We start from the raw sequence: 14320 nt of genomic DNA, 5'->3' as shown, positions 1-14320 counted from the left end.
TAGAACGCAATCATGAAACTCATCGTTTTCGATTGCGACGGCACCATCGTCGACAGCCAGGCGAGCATCGTCCTGTCGATGGAGCACGCCTTCAAATCGCTGCGCATGATCCCGCCGACGCGCGAACAGACGCTCGCCGTCGTCGGCCTGTCGCTGCTCGAAGCGTGCTCGGCATTGGCTCCGGAAGCGGAGTACGGGACGTGCGTCGAACTGAGCGAAGCCTACAAGTCGGCATTTCGCGATCTCGACCGCAATCCGTCGGACGCCGATGTTCTCTTTCCGCTGGCGAAGGAAACGATTGCGCACCTGGCGGCGCGCGACGATCATCTGCTTGCGATCGCGACCGGCAAGTCGCGCCGTGGTGTCGAGCGCATGTGCGAGCGCGAAGGCTGGCAGTCGAGCTTCGTGACCATTCAGACATCCGACGATCACCCATCGAAACCGCATCCGTCGATGCTGCTGCAGGCGATGCGGGAAGCAGGCGTCGAGCCTGGCGATACGGTCATGATCGGCGACACGACGTATGACATCGACATGGCGCGTGCCGCAGGCGTTTCGGCGATCGGCGTCGCGTGGGGTTATCACAGCGTCGCGGAACTGACGAACGCGGGCGCGCACCGGATCATCGAGAGCTTCACCGATCTTCCCGCCGCGATCGACGTCGCGCTTAGCACGAAAAGCTGCGCGGCATGAGCGGTTCGCCTTCCAACGGTAACGGCAACGGTGAAGGCAAGGGCGATCATCGCGCCGATCTGGAGCGTGCATCGGGCGGCCCGCGCGGCACGATCAGCGACAGTCTCGCCAAGCCGCTCGCACGCCGCTTCTATAAGGAAGCGAGCACAGGCGACGTCGCGCCGTTTCAGATTTTGCTCGATGGACGCGCCGTCAAGACGCCGAAGAAGCGGGCCCTCGCCGTTCCGACCAAGGCGTTGGCCCTCGCTATCGCCGACGAGTGGCAGGCGCAGATCGAATTCGTCGATCCGGCGCGTATGCCGCTGACGCGCTTCGCCAACACGGCGATCGATGCCGTCAGCGAAACCTTGGATGCCGTCGCGGCGGACATCGTCGCCTATGCCGGCAGTGATCTCGTCTGCTATCGCGCGGAGACGCCGGAAGAGCTGGTGGCGCTGCAGTCACGCGACTGGAACCCGATCGTCGCCTGGGCGGACGCCACGCTCGATGCGAGGTTCAGGGTCGTGCCGGGTGTGATCCATGTCGAGCAGTCGTCTGAGGCGCTGGCCGCCGTCGGACACGCGCTGACGCCGCACGATGCATTCCGGCTGACGGGGCTGCACGTCCTGACGACGCTGACGGGTTCGGCGCTGCTGGCGCTTGCACTGGAAAGCAAAGCCGTGACCGCGGATGCGGCCTGGAACGCCGCGCACGTCGATGAGGACTACCAGATCTCGCTCTGGGGCAAAGACACGGAAGCTTCCGCTCGACGCCGAGGCCGCCGTGCCGAATTCGACGCGGCATGGCGCTGGCTGGCACTGCTCCGAACCTAAGGGTTGCGCCTGCGGGCCTTGGAAATCCGGTTCGCCAGGACTTTGTCGATGCGGCGGCCGTCGAGATCGACGACTTCGAACCGCCACCCGTCGACTTCGAAATATTCGCCCGTCTTGGGGATGTGCTGGAGCGCGGACAGGACATATCCCGCAACGGTCTCATACGAGCGGTTCGCGGGAAGCGGGACGCCGATCTTGTCCGACATTTCGTCGACGGGCATTGCACCAGAAAGCAGCCACGATCCATCGTCGCGTTCGACCGCGTAGGGATCGAGGCCTTCGGTGTCGGACTTGAAGGTGCCGGCGATGGCTTCGAGGAGGTCGGCTGGCGTCACCAGACCTTCGAAATCGCCATACTCGTCATGGATGAGCGCCATCGGGACTTCCGCATTGCGGAGCACCGCCAGCACAGTTAACGCGTCGCTTGTTTCAGGAATGACGGGCGCTTTGCGGATATAGGAATTGATCTCGAAGGCTTTGCCGGCGAGCAGGCCCGAAAGCAGGGCGCGCGTCTGGATCACTCCGATCAGCTTGTCGACCGATCCTTCTCCCACCGGCAAACGCGAATGCGGTGTCGAAATCAGGCGCGCTTTGATGACGTCGTCGGACGCGGAGATGTCGATCCAATCGACATCCGTGCGCGGTGTCATCAAACCGCCTACGGCCCGGTCGGCCAAGCGCATCACTCCGGAGATCAGGTCTCCTTCGCCACTTTCGAGAACGCCGGCGGTTTCGGCCTCGGCGATGACGGTCTTGATTTCTTCATCCGTGACCCGGATTTCGCTTTGCGGCGAAAGGCCAAGAACACGGAATACAAAACGCGTCGACGTGTCGAGCAGCCAAACGACGGGACGCGCAAAGCCTGCAAAGCCGGTCATGATCGGCGCGACGAGGCACGCGATGCCTTCCGCATTGCGAAGCGCCAACGTCTTCGGGACGAGTTCTCCGACAATGACTGAGAGATAGGTGATGATCGCGACGACGAAGCCGAAACCGAGCGGATGAGCCACCGACGGGCTTAAGCCGAGACCTAAAAGGTATTCTGCCGCGTACTCGCCGAACGTTTCGCCGGAATAGGCACCATTGACGATTCCGATCAGCGTGATGCCGATTTGAACCGCCGAAAGAAACTTGCCGGGATTGTCCGATAGGGCGAGAGCGCTTTTGGCGCCCGGGCGTCCTGACGCTTCTAGGGTCTTCAACCGGGGTCTACGAGCCGAAACAATCGCCAGCTCAGACAGTGCAAATAGGCCGTTAAGGCCTATCAAGATCAGAACAATTAGCAGCTCTATCACGAGATTTCGGCTTCCGGAACCGCGTCCGAGCCACTCCCATCGTTGAGTGAAGGCGAAACATATGGCTCGCCGGTAGCTGGATCAAGAGGTTGTGCCACTGCGCGCCGCCAAGCCTGCAAATGGTGCGCGGCGCTGCGCCAAACGCGTTCGATAGTTGCTATCGCGAAATGATTGACCCAGAGTCGCGCAGATGATTCTCAGAAGCGTAGGCTGATCCAATGCTGCACAGGCCGCGCATTCCGGAACTTGCGCAACGCGACCGCTTCATTCGCCGGGCGGTCAGCGAAGGGCGTGTGCTGACATTCGCTGACGAAGAAACCGCATCCGTTCCGTCGCAGAAGGTCAAAGGCAGGACGGTACAACTTTTCTGGTCGAGCCGGATCGAGGCGACGCGGTGGGCCGAAGCGCTGGCCGGCAATAACGAGCTGCAGGACATTGGCCTCGTCACGTTCGCGGCCGAAATTCTGCCCGGCATCGCCAAGGGCAAGGGCTTCGCTGGAACCGACTGGGTTTCCGATCCGATCGAAGCCGAGGTCGATCCCGTCGATCTGCTCATCCGCCTCAAGACGGAAGCTGTGCCTTATTACGCCTCGGCCGCTACCGGGCGCGGCGAGGTTTTTCTCGTCGCTGACGAAGCCGGGCCGATCCTGACGCCTGCCGGTCCGTGGGCGCCATCCGGTGATCTGCTGCACGTCTTCGCGGCGCGCGCCGAGGCTGAGCGGCATTTGAAGCAGGCGGGCGGCAAGCGGGTGATGGCCGCTTCCATCGCCGATCTGCTTGGCGTGACCCTCCCCTGGGCCGCCACGCGCGCCCATGCCGTCGCGATCGAGCCCATCGCCGGGGCGGGGTTCCTTGAGGTTAAGATCGGTGAGTTCGGGCGCCAACTTGCCGCGGCCCAATCGTCAGCGTAAACGCCACACCCGGCAGCTTTCCGGTATTAAAGACCGTCCGGCCCGGCCCGCGCTGGCCGCCGATTTCTCGACATTTGCGCTCTCGCGAGGCCGTGCTAGAGAGCCAGCGCATTCATCACGGCAAGGCAGGGTGGCTATTTCATGAAAGACATCATCGGGGAGCTTGAGACGCGGCGCGCGAATGCTCGTCTGGGCGGCGGCCAGGCCCGCATCGACTCGCAGCACCAGAAGGGCAAGCTGACGGCGCGCGAACGCATCGAGCTGATGATGGACGAGGGCTCGTTCGAGGAGTTCGACATGTTCGTCGAGCACCGCTGCACCGAGTTCGGCATGGAAAAGACCAAGGTTCCAGGCGACGGCGTCGTGACCGGCTGGGGAACCATCAACGGGCGCACGGTCTATGTCTTCGCCAAGGACTTCACCGTGATGGGTGGATCGCTGAGCGAAACGCACGCCAAGAAGATTACCAAAATCCAAGACATGGCTCTGAAGAACCGCACGCCGATCATCGGTCTGTTCGATGCGGGCGGCGCGCGCATTCAGGAAGGCGTCGACGCGCTCGGCGGCTACGGCGAAGTCTTCCAGCGCAACGTTCTGGCTTCCGGCGTCATTCCGCAGATTTCCGTCATCATGGGGCCGTGCGCGGGCGGCGACGTCTACTCTCCCGCGATGACCGATTTCATCTTCATGGTCAAAGACACGAGCTACATGTTCGTGACCGGCCCCGACGTCGTGAAGACCGTGACGAACGAAACGGTGACGGCGGAAGAACTCGGCGGCGCCAAGGTTCACACGACGAAATCGTCGATCGCCGATCGCGCCTACGAGAACGACGTCGAAGCCCTCCTGCAAATGCGGCGGCTGATGGACTTCCTCCCGTCGAGCAACAAGACGGGCGTTCCAGAGATTCCGACGGAAGACAAGCCCGAGCGCATCGATCATTCGCTCGACACGCTTATTCCGGACAATCCGAACAAGCCGTACGACATCAAGGAGCTGATCCTCAAAGTCGTCGACGAGGCGGACTTCTTCGAAATCCAGGAAGCGTTCGCGAAGAACATCGTGACCGGCTTCGCGCGCATGGAAGGCCGCACCGTCGGCATCGTCGCGAACCAGCCGATGGTGCTCGCAGGCGTGCTCGACAGCGATGCGTCGCGCAAGGCGGCGCGCTTCGTGCGCTTCTGCGACTGCTTCGATATTCCGATCGTCACGTTCGTCGACGTGCCGGGCTTCCTGCCGGGTACGGCGCAGGAATACGGTGGGCTCATCAAGCACGGCGCGAAGCTTCTGTTCGCTTATGCCGAGGCGACCGTTCCGAAAGTCACCGTCATCACGCGCAAAGCCTACGGCGGCGCTTATGACGTGATGAGCTCGAAGCATATTCGCGGCGACGTGAACTACGCTTGGCCGACGGCCGAGATCGCCGTCATGGGCGCGAAGGGCGCGGCCGAGATTCTCTATCGCTCCGAGCTTGGCGACGCGAAAAAGATCGAAGCGCGGATCGAGGAATACAAGAACCGCTTCGCCAATCCGTTCGTCGCCGCCGAGCGCGGCTACATCGACGAGGTCATCAAGCCGTCAACGACGCGCAAGCGCCTCTGCCGGGCGTTGAACATGCTGCGCAACAAGACGCTCGAAAATCCCTGGAAGAAGCACGACAACATTCCTTTGTAATCGATTGCCGTTTCCGACTTCGCTCCGCGGAGCCGGCCGGAAACGGCGGTCGTACCTCGAATGTTTGCCGTTTCCGACTCCACTCCGTGGAGCCGGCCGGAAGCGGCGGTCGCACCTCGAATGTTCGCCGTTCCGGCTGTGCTCCGCACAGCCAGCTGGAAGCGGCAAAGGGCGGGCGTTATCCGCCGGCGAGCGCGCCGACGATCAGGAACGGTTGTGCGCCGGATGCGACCGCGTCGGGTAGCGGCGCGTCGGGTTCATCGTGCGACAGGTCCCGCTGGCACGCGAAGAACCGCACGAATGGTCGGCGCTTGAGCGTGCCCTGTTCGCGGATGGCACCGCGCAAAACCGGATAGTTCGTCTCCAGCGCGTCGAGCAGCGATTTCTGTGTGGCGGGTCCGTCGACGGCGAGCATCACCTCGCCATTGACGTTGGCGTGCATCTTGAGATGTGCCGGGAGCACGACGCGGATCATGCCGGGTTACCTCAAGGTCTGCGCTTCGACCGAGAGCACCGGAGGGAGATCGCGAACGACGGCTTCCCAGGTGTCACCGGAGTCTGACGACGCGTAGACCTGACCGCCGGTCGTTCCGAAATAGATGCCGCAGGACTCGAGCGTATCGATCGACATGGCGTCGCGCAGCACATTCACGTAGCAGTTGGATTGCGGCAGTCCGTTGGTCAGCGCTTCCCAATCTTCGCCGCCCGTGCGGCTGCGCCAGACCTGCAATCGTCCGTCTATCGGAAAGTGCTCTGAATCGCTTTTGATCGGCACCACGTAGATCGTCTCGGGCTCATGTGCGTGAACGTCGATGACGAAACCGAAATCGGTCGGCAGGTTGCCGCTGACTTCGCGCCACGAGTTGCCGCCGTCGTCACTGCGCATCACGTCCCAGTGTTTCTGCATGAAGAGGACATTGGGACGCGACGGGTGCATCGCAAGCCGGTGTACGCAATGGCCGACCTCGGCTTCGGGGTCGGGGATGTACTCCGATTTGAGTCCGCGATTGATCGGCTTCCAGGTTTCGCCGCCGTCTTCGGTGCGAAACGCTCCGGCCGCCGAAATCGCAATGAACATGCGCTTGGCATCGGAGGGATCGATGAGGATCGTGTGCAGACACATGCCGCCGGCTCCGGGTTGCCAGTGTGCGCCCGACCCGTGGCCGCGCAATCCGGGCAATTCATGCCAGGATTTACCGCCGTCGTTCGAACGGAACAGCGCCGCGTCTTCCACTCCAGCGTAAACGGTATCGGCCTCGGTCGTGGATGGCTCGATATGCCAGACGCGCTTGAATTCCCACGGGTGCGGCGTTCCATCATACCACTGATGCGTGCCGGGGACGCCGTCATAGGCGAACGTATTGTCGACAGGTTGCCATGTCTTGCCGCCGTCGTCGGATCGCTGAATTTGCTGGCCGAACCAGCTGCTCGACTGCGAGGCATAGATCCGGTTTTCGTCGATGGGAGAACCTTTGACGTGATAGATTTCCCAGCCCGCGAAATGCGGACCGCTGACGTCCCAGCTTTTGCGGGCCTCGTCCGATGTCAGTACGAAAGCGCCCTTCCGGGTCCCGACCAATAATCTGACGCCAGCCATCGCTGTCTCCCTTGTTTTGCGCCCGGCGTCTCGCGTTCCGCGAACCGTCCGCAGTCGCCATGTCAAGACCACGGCAGGAAGGATTTCAATTCGGCACACCCGATCCCTGCCGATACAAGGACGCGCGTCGGACGGCAGTTCCGACAGGCTCACCAAAAAAGCGGAATTGAACGGTGTGGAGCGACAGCCCAAGTGTCTGATAATCGAAGCTTTCACGATTGGTGGAGTTTCAGCGTAAGACTTTCTCAACCAGTCTGAACGGCGGCGGTCGCGAATAAAAAGTTTTAAATCGTGCGTAACTTTGCGCGCGTACCTTTGGCCCGGAAAATTGTGGGGTATGGGTCCGTGGTTGAGACCGACGTTGCGATCGTTGGGGCGGGGCTGGCTGGCTCTCTAGCCGCGACGATCCTGGGGCGGGCCGGTTATTCGGTGGCGCTGATCGATCCATTCGACCAGGCGCGCCCCGATTTCCGTTGTGAGAAGATTGAAGACCGGCACGCCGACTCCCTCGCCAAAGCTGGTGTTCTCGACGAGATTTTGCCGGCTGCGCGCCGGTATGAGAACGTGTGGGTCGCGCGTCTTGGACGCCTCGCCGAGATCAAACCGATCGTTGAATACGGTCTGGCCTACGGCGACTTCGTCAACTGCATGCGGCGGCTCATCCCGGCGCAGGTTGTTTTCGTGCACAACAAGGTCGCATCGCTGACGCTGAGCCCGGAGCGTCAGACGTTGACGCTGGTCGGCGGCGAGCAGATTTCGACGCGCCTCGTCATCGGAGCGACCGGACTTGGCGCCGGATTTCTCGACCGCATCGACATGCACCGGCGCGAGATTTCAAAGTGCCATTCGCTGTCGATCGGGTTCGATGCCGAGTCCGACGAACTGCCCTTCGATTCCCTGACGTACTTCGGGGAAGATCCGTCGCATCGTGTCGCGTACATCACGCTATTCCCGCTGGCGACGGGGCTCCGCGCCAACGTCTTTTCCTATCACGACCTCGATGATCCGTGGGTGAAACGGCTGCGCATCAGTCCGATGGAAGCGATCGCGGAAGCGTTGCCGCGCCTTGAACGTCTCGCCGGCCGCTTACGTGTTCGCGGTGCGATCAAGATCCGGCCGGTCGATTTGATCGCGACGGAAAATGCGGTGCAGCCGGGAATCGCGCTCGTCGGCGACGCGTTCTCGACAGCCTGTCCGGTGAGCGGCACGGGTGCGAGCAAAGCGCTACTCGATGCCGAACGTCTCTGTAACGTGCATGTCCCGGCGTGGCTGGCGACGCCGGGGATGAGCAGCGACAAGATTTCGACCTTCTATCGCGATCCGCAGAAGACGGCGTGCGACACCCATTCGCTCAAAAGCTCGCTCTTCTCGAAGCGCAGCGTGCTCGGACAGTCGCCCCTCTGGAGCGCCTACCGCTGGGGCTGCTACGCGGGTTCGGTCGGGCGCAATCTCATCGAGCACAAACGCTTTCCGCGTGGTCCGGCGAGCGGCACGATGCAAGGTGGAATGCCCACCAATCACTGACGGGCACGTTTCAAGCTTCTATTTCGAGCCAGCATCCTTCGCCGGTAGGCCTCCGATGGCCGACCAGTCGAGGTTGTCGCCGCCGTTGGCGAGCAGCGTCAGATAACGATCGCGCAGCAAGCTCGCTAAGGGCAGCGGAACGCGGAGATCGTCTCCGGCTGCGAGCGTCAAACGCACGTCCTTCAATCCGAGCGGCGCAGCAAAACCGGGCGGCGAGAACTTTTCGTCGGCGATCAACGTGCCGTATGTCTTGTAAATCGGCGCGCCGAACAGCGTTGACGTCAGTAGTTCCAGATACTGGTGCTTGTCGATGCCGGCCTTGCCGACAAGCGCCATCGCTTCGCCGAGGGACTCGATGACGGAAGCGATCAGGAAGTTGCCGCTGAGCTTTATGATGTTTGCTGCAGGCGCGTCTTCCGAGACCGTGAATGTTCGTTGGCCGATGGCATCGAAAACCGGCATCGCGGTTTTGACGGCTTCGGGCGAGCCGGCCGCAACGATAAACAACTTGGCTGCGGCTGCGGCCTCGGGTCTGCCGAACACGGGCGCGGCGACGTAGCGTTGTCCTCTCTCGGCGTGATGCTCGGCGAGGCGCTTCGAGAGCGCGACGCTGATTGTGCTCGACGAAACATGGATGGCGCCCTTCGACAAGCTCGCGAGCACGCCGCCGTCACCGTAAACTGCGCTTTCGACGGCGTCGTCATTTGAGAGCATCGTGATGACGGCGTCGCCGCGACAGGCATCGGCGATATGATCTGCAACTTTGGCGCCTTCCGATGCGAACGCTTCGGCTTTCGCGCGGGTGCGATTGTAGACGGTCAGTTCGTGTCCGGCTTTGAGCAGATTGGCGGCGATGCCGGTGCCCATCTGTCCCAAGCCGATAAGTCCAATGCGCATTTTGCCGATCCTGCGATTTTTCGATGTTCCGAAGCGTAGCAATTCCGAGCGTGGCGAAGGTATGCGCTTTGGCATACCTCGACGGCGCGGTGCGATGGGGGCGCTGAGTAATCGCCGCTTTCGGGTCTGACCCCGAGACTATAAACTCACAAATTTGCGCACCACCTTGCGGAGGTTTCGAGAATGGAAATGCCACTCTATCCGAGTGTCACAGATATTGCGCTCCGTCTGTTCTTGACGGTGGTTGCGGGAGGGCTGATTGGCATCAACCGGGAAGCCGGCGGACATAGCGCAGGGTTCCGGACGACGGTGCTGGCGGCACTTGCGGCCTCGCTCGCGATGATCCTCGCGAATTCCATTCTCGATGTTGGCGGCAAGACATCCGGCTCATTCGCGACCATGGACCCGATGCGGTTGCCTCTCGGAATTCTGACAGGCATGGGCTTCATCGGCGGTGGCGCGATCCTCAAACAAGGCAACACGATTTCGGGCGTCACGACGGCTGCGACGCTCTGGGCCGTGACGGTCGTCGGTTTGTGTTTCGGCAGCGGCAACCTGATACTCGGCAGCGTTGGTACCGCGATCATCCTGCTTACGCTCATCGGATTCAAATGGGTGGATTTGCGCGTCGCGCGCAGGCGGCGTGCGCACGTGGTGATCGAAGGCGCACGGAATACGCCGACGCTCGCAGAATTTTTTCAAACGCTGCACGCCCAAGGATATGGCGTCACGTTCCTCAGCGAAACGGACGTCGGCGAAGAGCGCAAGCACATGACTTTTGAAGTGCACTGGGAGCAGCCGGAGATCGACGGCAATCCGCCTCCGCTGCTCGATTTTCTGACGAGCAAGTATAATCTTCAGTCGTTCGAGATGGTCGCTGAGGGCTTCCGCTAGGGGCTCGGATAAAACATCGTAGTGCGCGAATTGCGAACGCGCGGGATCGGAGCCGATATGACGTCGCGGTCGCTGACATCCGCGCTGGCGCGAAGAAACGTACACTACGGCTGGGTCGTCGCGGCCGTGACGTTTCTGACGATGCTCATCACGGCTGGAACAATCGGTGCGCCCGGCGTCTTCATCGTTCCGCTCGAACGTGAGTTCGGCTGGACGACGTCGGAGATTTCCTCGGCGCTTGCGCTCCGCTTTTTGCTTTACGGATTGATGGGGCCGTTCGCCGCCGTCCTGATGAACCGCTTCGGTGTCCGACGCATCGTGCTGCTGGCGCTCGGCATCCTGACGGTCACGCTCGTCACGTCCCTGGCGATGACGAGTGTCTCGCAACTGCTCCTGCTCTGGGGTGTCGGACTCGGCATCGGCACGGGACTGACGGCGATGGTGCTCGGAGCGACGGTCGCGACGCAATGGTTCTCTGAGCGGCGTGGCCTTGCAATGGGACTGCTGTCGGCGAGCACCGCGACGGGGCAGCTGGTTTTTCTGCCGCTCCTTGCGAGCCTGACGGAAGCCTACGGCTGGCGCATAGCACTGTGTTTCATCTGTGCGATGCTGGTTCTCGCGACATTGCTCGTCACGCTGTTGATGTGCAATCGCCCGTCCGACATTGGTCTCGCGCCGTATGGGGCGACCGACATCGTTCCTCACGTCCGGCCGAGCGGCGGTCTTGGCGAACTTCTCGCGTCGCCGGTTCTCGTGCTCATGGACGCAATGAAGAGTGGGGCGTTCTGGGTGCTGTTCGGCACGTTTTTCATTTGCGGATTGAGCACCAGCGGCCTCATTCAAACGCATTTCATTGCGCTGTGCGGCGATTTCGGCTTGGCGCCGGTGAAGGCGGCGAGCGTGCTTGCGCTGATGGGTGTGTTCGACTTTTTCGGAACGATCGGATCGGGCTGGCTCTCGGACCGGTTCGACAATCGCTGGCTGCTGTTCTGGTATTATGGCTTGCGCGGACTATCGCTCATCTATCTGCCGTTCACGGATTTCACGTTCTACGGGCTGTCGTTTTTCGCGATGTTCTACGGACTCGATTGGATCGCGACCGTGCCGCCGACGGTGAAACTCACGTCGCGCTATTTCGGCGCCGAGCGCACGAACGTCGTGTTCGGCTGGATCTTCGCGGGGCACCAGCTCGGCGCGGCGGCTGCGGCGTACGGTGCGGGACTGACGCGTACGGAGTGGTCGACGTATCTGCCAGCGTTTTTCATCGCCGGCGCTGCGTGCCTCGTCGCGGCACTGTTCGCGCTGTCGCTCGGCAAACCGAGACGAACGGCCGTTTCTCCAACGGCTGCGTTCGAACCCGATCCCGTGTGACGTTGCGGACTCCGCGTCAGCCGATGTCTGTTGCGCGGAGGCGTAGCGCGTTGCTGATCACGCTCACGGACGACAGCGACATCGCCACGGCGGCAATAATCGGCGACAGCAGAAGTCCGAACGCCGGGTAGAGGACGCCTGCTGCGATCGGCACGCCGGCTGCGTTATAGACAAACGCGAAGAAGAGGTTCTGCCGGATGTTCGCCATCGTCGCTTCCGAGAGGCGGCGGGCGCGCGCGATGCCTTCGAGATCGCCTTTCAAGAGTGTGATGCCTGCGCTTTCGATCGCAACATCGGTTCCGGTTCCCATCGCAATGCCGACATCGGCCGCAGCCAATGCAGGCGCATCGTTGACGCCGTCACCCGCCATGGCGACCGCGTGACCATTGCGGCGAAGTTCCTGCACGATCTTCGCCTTGTCTTCCGGAAGCACGTCGGCTTTGACGTCCGAGATTCCAAGCTTGGCTGCGACGCTCTTCGCCGTCGTCACGTTATCGCCCGTGAGCATGATGATGTGGACACGGCTGTCAGAGAGCTTGCGTAGCGCGGATGCGGTCGTTGCTTTGATCGGATCGGCGACGGCGATCACGCCTGCGGCCTTGCCGTCGAGCGCGACGTATACGGCCGATCCGCCGTCGCTGCGCAGACGTTCGACTTCATGATCGAAGGCGGCCGTATCGATTGCAGCATCGGCCATGATGCGGCGATTGCCGACGACGACGCGGTGTCCTTCGATGACGCCGGATACGCCTTTGCCGGATGGTGCGTCGAAGTCCGAGACAGGAGCCAGAGCAACATTTCGTTCCTTTGCGGCGGCAACGATGGCTGCGCCAAGGGGATGCTCGCTCGCATGTTCGAGGCTCGCCGCGAATTTCAGAAGATCGGTTTCGCTGACGGATGATGCGGTTCGCACCGCCGTCACCTTTGGTTTGCCTTCGGTCAGCGTTCCGGTTTTGTCGATGACGAGCGTGTCGATCTTTTCCATGCGCTCGAGCGCTTCCGCGCTTTTGATCAGCACTCCGGATTGCGCGCCGCGTCCGACGCCCACCATGATCGACATCGGCGTCGCGAGACCGAGCGCGCACGGGCAGGCGATGATCAAAACGGACACTGCTGCGATCAGTGCGTAGGAGAAGCGTGGTTCAGGCCCGAATGTCGCCCAGGCGATGAACGCCAGCGCAGCGGCGGCGATCACGAGCGGCACGAACCAGCTTGCGACCTGATCGGCGAGGCGCTGGATCGGCGCGCGGCTGCGCTGTGCTTCGGCAACCATCTGCACGATGCGCGCGAGCATGGTGTCGCGGCCGACGCCGGTCGCGCGCATGACCAGCGTTCCGCTGCCGTTGATCGTTCCGCCGATGAGCTTCGCGCCGGTTGCCTTGGTGACGGGATTGGATTCGCCGGTCACCATGGACTCGTCGACGAAACTCTTGCCATCGATGAGATCGCCATCGACGGGGATGCGCTCGCCGGGACGCACGCGCAGGCGGTCGCCGACGGTGACCGCATCGATTTCGATTTCCTGCTCGCTGTCTCCGGCAGCAAGACGCCGCGCGGTTTTCGGCGTGAGATTGAGCAGGGCGCGAATGGCGCCACCGGTCTGTTCGCGCGCGCGCAGTTCAAGCACCTGCCCGATCAGCACGAGAACGGTGATGACGGCTGCGGCTTCGAAGTAGACGGGCACCGAGCCGCCGTTCGTGCGCAGTGCGGGTGGAAAAATATCCGGCAGGAAAGTCGCGACGACGCTGTAAGCCCAAGCGACACCGGTGCCGATGGCTATCAGCGTGAACATGTTGAGATTGCGCGTCTGGATCGATTTCCATCCGCGCTCGAAGAATGGCCAGCCCGCCCACAGCACGACCGGCGTCGCGAGAGCAAACTGCAGCAAGTTGGATGTAGCCGGGTTGATCAAATGGTGCAGCCCGAAGAGATGGCTGCCCATCTCCAGAATGAAAACGGGCGTGGCGAGCACGAGGCCGATCCAGAGGCGGCGCGTCATATCCGCGAGCTCGGGATTGGGAGCGGCGTCGGCGGTGATGATGTCGGGCTCGAGCGCCATGCCACAAATCGGGCACGGACCAGGTCCGACTTGCCGGATCTCGGGGTGCATCGGGCAGGTGTAAATCGTGCCTTCCGGTACGGGCTCGGCGGAAGCCTCAGCGGGACTGAGATACTTCGCAGGGTCGGCGATGAATTTCGTGCGGCAACCGGCGCAGCAGAAATAGTACGTGTGCCCGGCGTGCTCGGCGCGATGTTTGGCGGTATGCGGATCGACGTTCATTCCGCAGACCGGATCTTTATTCAGGTGCTCGGACTTTGGTTCGGCTTCAGCTGGATTGAGATATTTCTCAGGATCGGCAAGGAATTTCGTACGGCAGCCGGCGCTGCAAAAATAGTACGCGCGTCCGTCATGCTCGGCGCGATGCTTGGCAGTCAGCGGATCGACGCTCATTCCGCATACGGGGTCTTTTTCCAAATGCTCGGGCTTATGCTCTGCCTTCGCTGGCGTGGGGTTGTGACCGCAGCCGCAGCAACTTTTGCCGTTCTGTGCTTCGCCCGCGTGTCCGTGCGATCCGTCGTGATCCGCTGCCATAGCAAATTCCGTATGCCCTATACCCCATGAGGGTATCTCCGATATTTGACATCTATACC

12 protein-coding genes are annotated in these 14320 nt (G+C 62.0%); 7 read left to right on the top strand and 5 right to left on the bottom strand.

The window, feature by feature from the left end; all coding sequences use genetic code 11:
- Positions 1–12 precede the first annotated feature (12 nt).
- Both HYPGJ_RS06715 and HYPGJ_RS06710 read left to right on the top strand, forming a co-directional pair.
- The gene (locus HYPGJ_RS06715; RefSeq protein ID WP_046846425.1) at positions 13–693 is read left to right on the top strand and encodes an HAD-IA family hydrolase; all 681 of its coding nucleotides are present in this window, start codon (positions 13–15) and stop codon (positions 691–693) included.
- Positions 690–1505 (top strand): ATP12 family protein, encoded by an 816-nt coding sequence (locus tag HYPGJ_RS06710; RefSeq protein ID WP_052750813.1) that lies wholly within the window; start codon positions 690–692, stop codon positions 1503–1505. The genes HYPGJ_RS06715 and HYPGJ_RS06710 overlap by 4 nt, the downstream gene beginning before the upstream one ends.
- On the opposite strand, the gene HYPGJ_RS06705 is transcribed toward HYPGJ_RS06710, so the two are convergent.
- On the bottom strand, positions 1502–2800 hold the full coding sequence (locus tag HYPGJ_RS06705) for a hemolysin family protein (RefSeq protein WP_046846424.1): 1299 nt from the start codon (positions 2798–2800) through the stop codon (positions 1502–1504). The genes HYPGJ_RS06710 and HYPGJ_RS06705 overlap by 4 nt on opposite strands.
- 218 nt (positions 2801–3018) lie before the next feature.
- Between HYPGJ_RS06705 and HYPGJ_RS06700 the strand changes: the two genes are divergently transcribed.
- Together HYPGJ_RS06700 and HYPGJ_RS06695 are read left to right on the top strand one after the other, a co-directional pair.
- Positions 3019–3711, top strand: coding sequence for a DUF2750 domain-containing protein (locus tag HYPGJ_RS06700; RefSeq protein WP_046846423.1), 693 nt, complete (start codon positions 3019–3021; stop codon positions 3709–3711).
- Positions 3712–3852: 141 nt separating this feature from the next.
- Positions 3853–5385, top strand: a complete 1533-nt coding sequence (locus HYPGJ_RS06695; RefSeq protein ID WP_046846422.1) for an acyl-CoA carboxylase subunit beta — start codon at positions 3853–3855, stop codon at positions 5383–5385.
- Positions 5386–5563: 178 nt separating this feature from the next.
- Here the strand turns inward: HYPGJ_RS06695 and HYPGJ_RS06690 are convergent, their stop codons facing one another.
- Entirely contained in the window at positions 5564–5860 is a 297-nt protein-coding gene (locus HYPGJ_RS06690; RefSeq protein WP_046846421.1) for a MoaD/ThiS family protein, read from the bottom strand.
- A 6-nt stretch (positions 5861–5866) separates the two neighbouring features.
- Complete coding sequence (locus tag HYPGJ_RS06685; RefSeq protein ID WP_046846420.1) at positions 5867–6982, bottom strand: sialidase family protein; 1116 nt, start codon at positions 6980–6982, stop codon at positions 5867–5869.
- A 345-nt stretch (positions 6983–7327) separates the two neighbouring features.
- On the opposite strand from HYPGJ_RS06685, the gene HYPGJ_RS06680 reads away from it, so the two are divergent.
- Positions 7328–8506, top strand: coding sequence for an NAD(P)/FAD-dependent oxidoreductase (locus HYPGJ_RS06680; RefSeq protein ID WP_046846419.1), 1179 nt, complete (start codon positions 7328–7330; stop codon positions 8504–8506).
- A gap of 18 nt (positions 8507–8524) precedes the next feature.
- Here the strand turns inward: HYPGJ_RS06680 and HYPGJ_RS06675 are convergent, their stop codons facing one another.
- The gene (locus HYPGJ_RS06675) at positions 8525–9403 is read right to left on the bottom strand and encodes an NAD(P)-dependent oxidoreductase (protein WP_046846761.1); all 879 of its coding nucleotides are present in this window, start codon (positions 9401–9403) and stop codon (positions 8525–8527) included.
- 183 nt (positions 9404–9586) lie between these two features.
- Here HYPGJ_RS06675 and HYPGJ_RS06670 point away from each other — a divergent pair, with 183 nt between their 5' ends.
- Both HYPGJ_RS06670 and HYPGJ_RS06665 read left to right on the top strand, forming a co-directional pair.
- Positions 9587–10297 carry an MgtC/SapB family protein gene (locus tag HYPGJ_RS06670; protein ID WP_046846418.1) on the top strand — a complete coding sequence of 237 codons (711 nt, stop codon included), beginning with the start codon at positions 9587–9589 and terminating at the stop codon, positions 10295–10297.
- Positions 10298–10354: 57 nt separating this feature from the next.
- Positions 10355–11668 carry an MFS transporter gene (locus tag HYPGJ_RS06665; RefSeq protein ID WP_046846417.1) on the top strand — a complete coding sequence of 438 codons (1314 nt, stop codon included), beginning with the start codon at positions 10355–10357 and terminating at the stop codon, positions 11666–11668.
- A 16-nt stretch (positions 11669–11684) separates the two neighbouring features.
- Here the strand turns inward: HYPGJ_RS06665 and HYPGJ_RS06660 are convergent, their stop codons facing one another.
- Positions 11685–14261, bottom strand: coding sequence for a heavy metal translocating P-type ATPase (locus tag HYPGJ_RS06660; RefSeq protein WP_083984046.1), 2577 nt, complete (start codon positions 14259–14261; stop codon positions 11685–11687).
- Between the last annotated feature and the right edge of the window lie 59 nt (positions 14262–14320).

The sequence above is a fragment of the Hyphomicrobium sp. GJ21 genome, from assembly GCF_001006785.1.
Classification (GTDB): domain Bacteria; phylum Pseudomonadota; class Alphaproteobacteria; order Rhizobiales; family Hyphomicrobiaceae; genus Hyphomicrobium_B.
The sequence above is the reverse complement of the archived record's forward strand: the minus strand, read 5'-3'. Positions and strand labels throughout refer to the sequence as shown.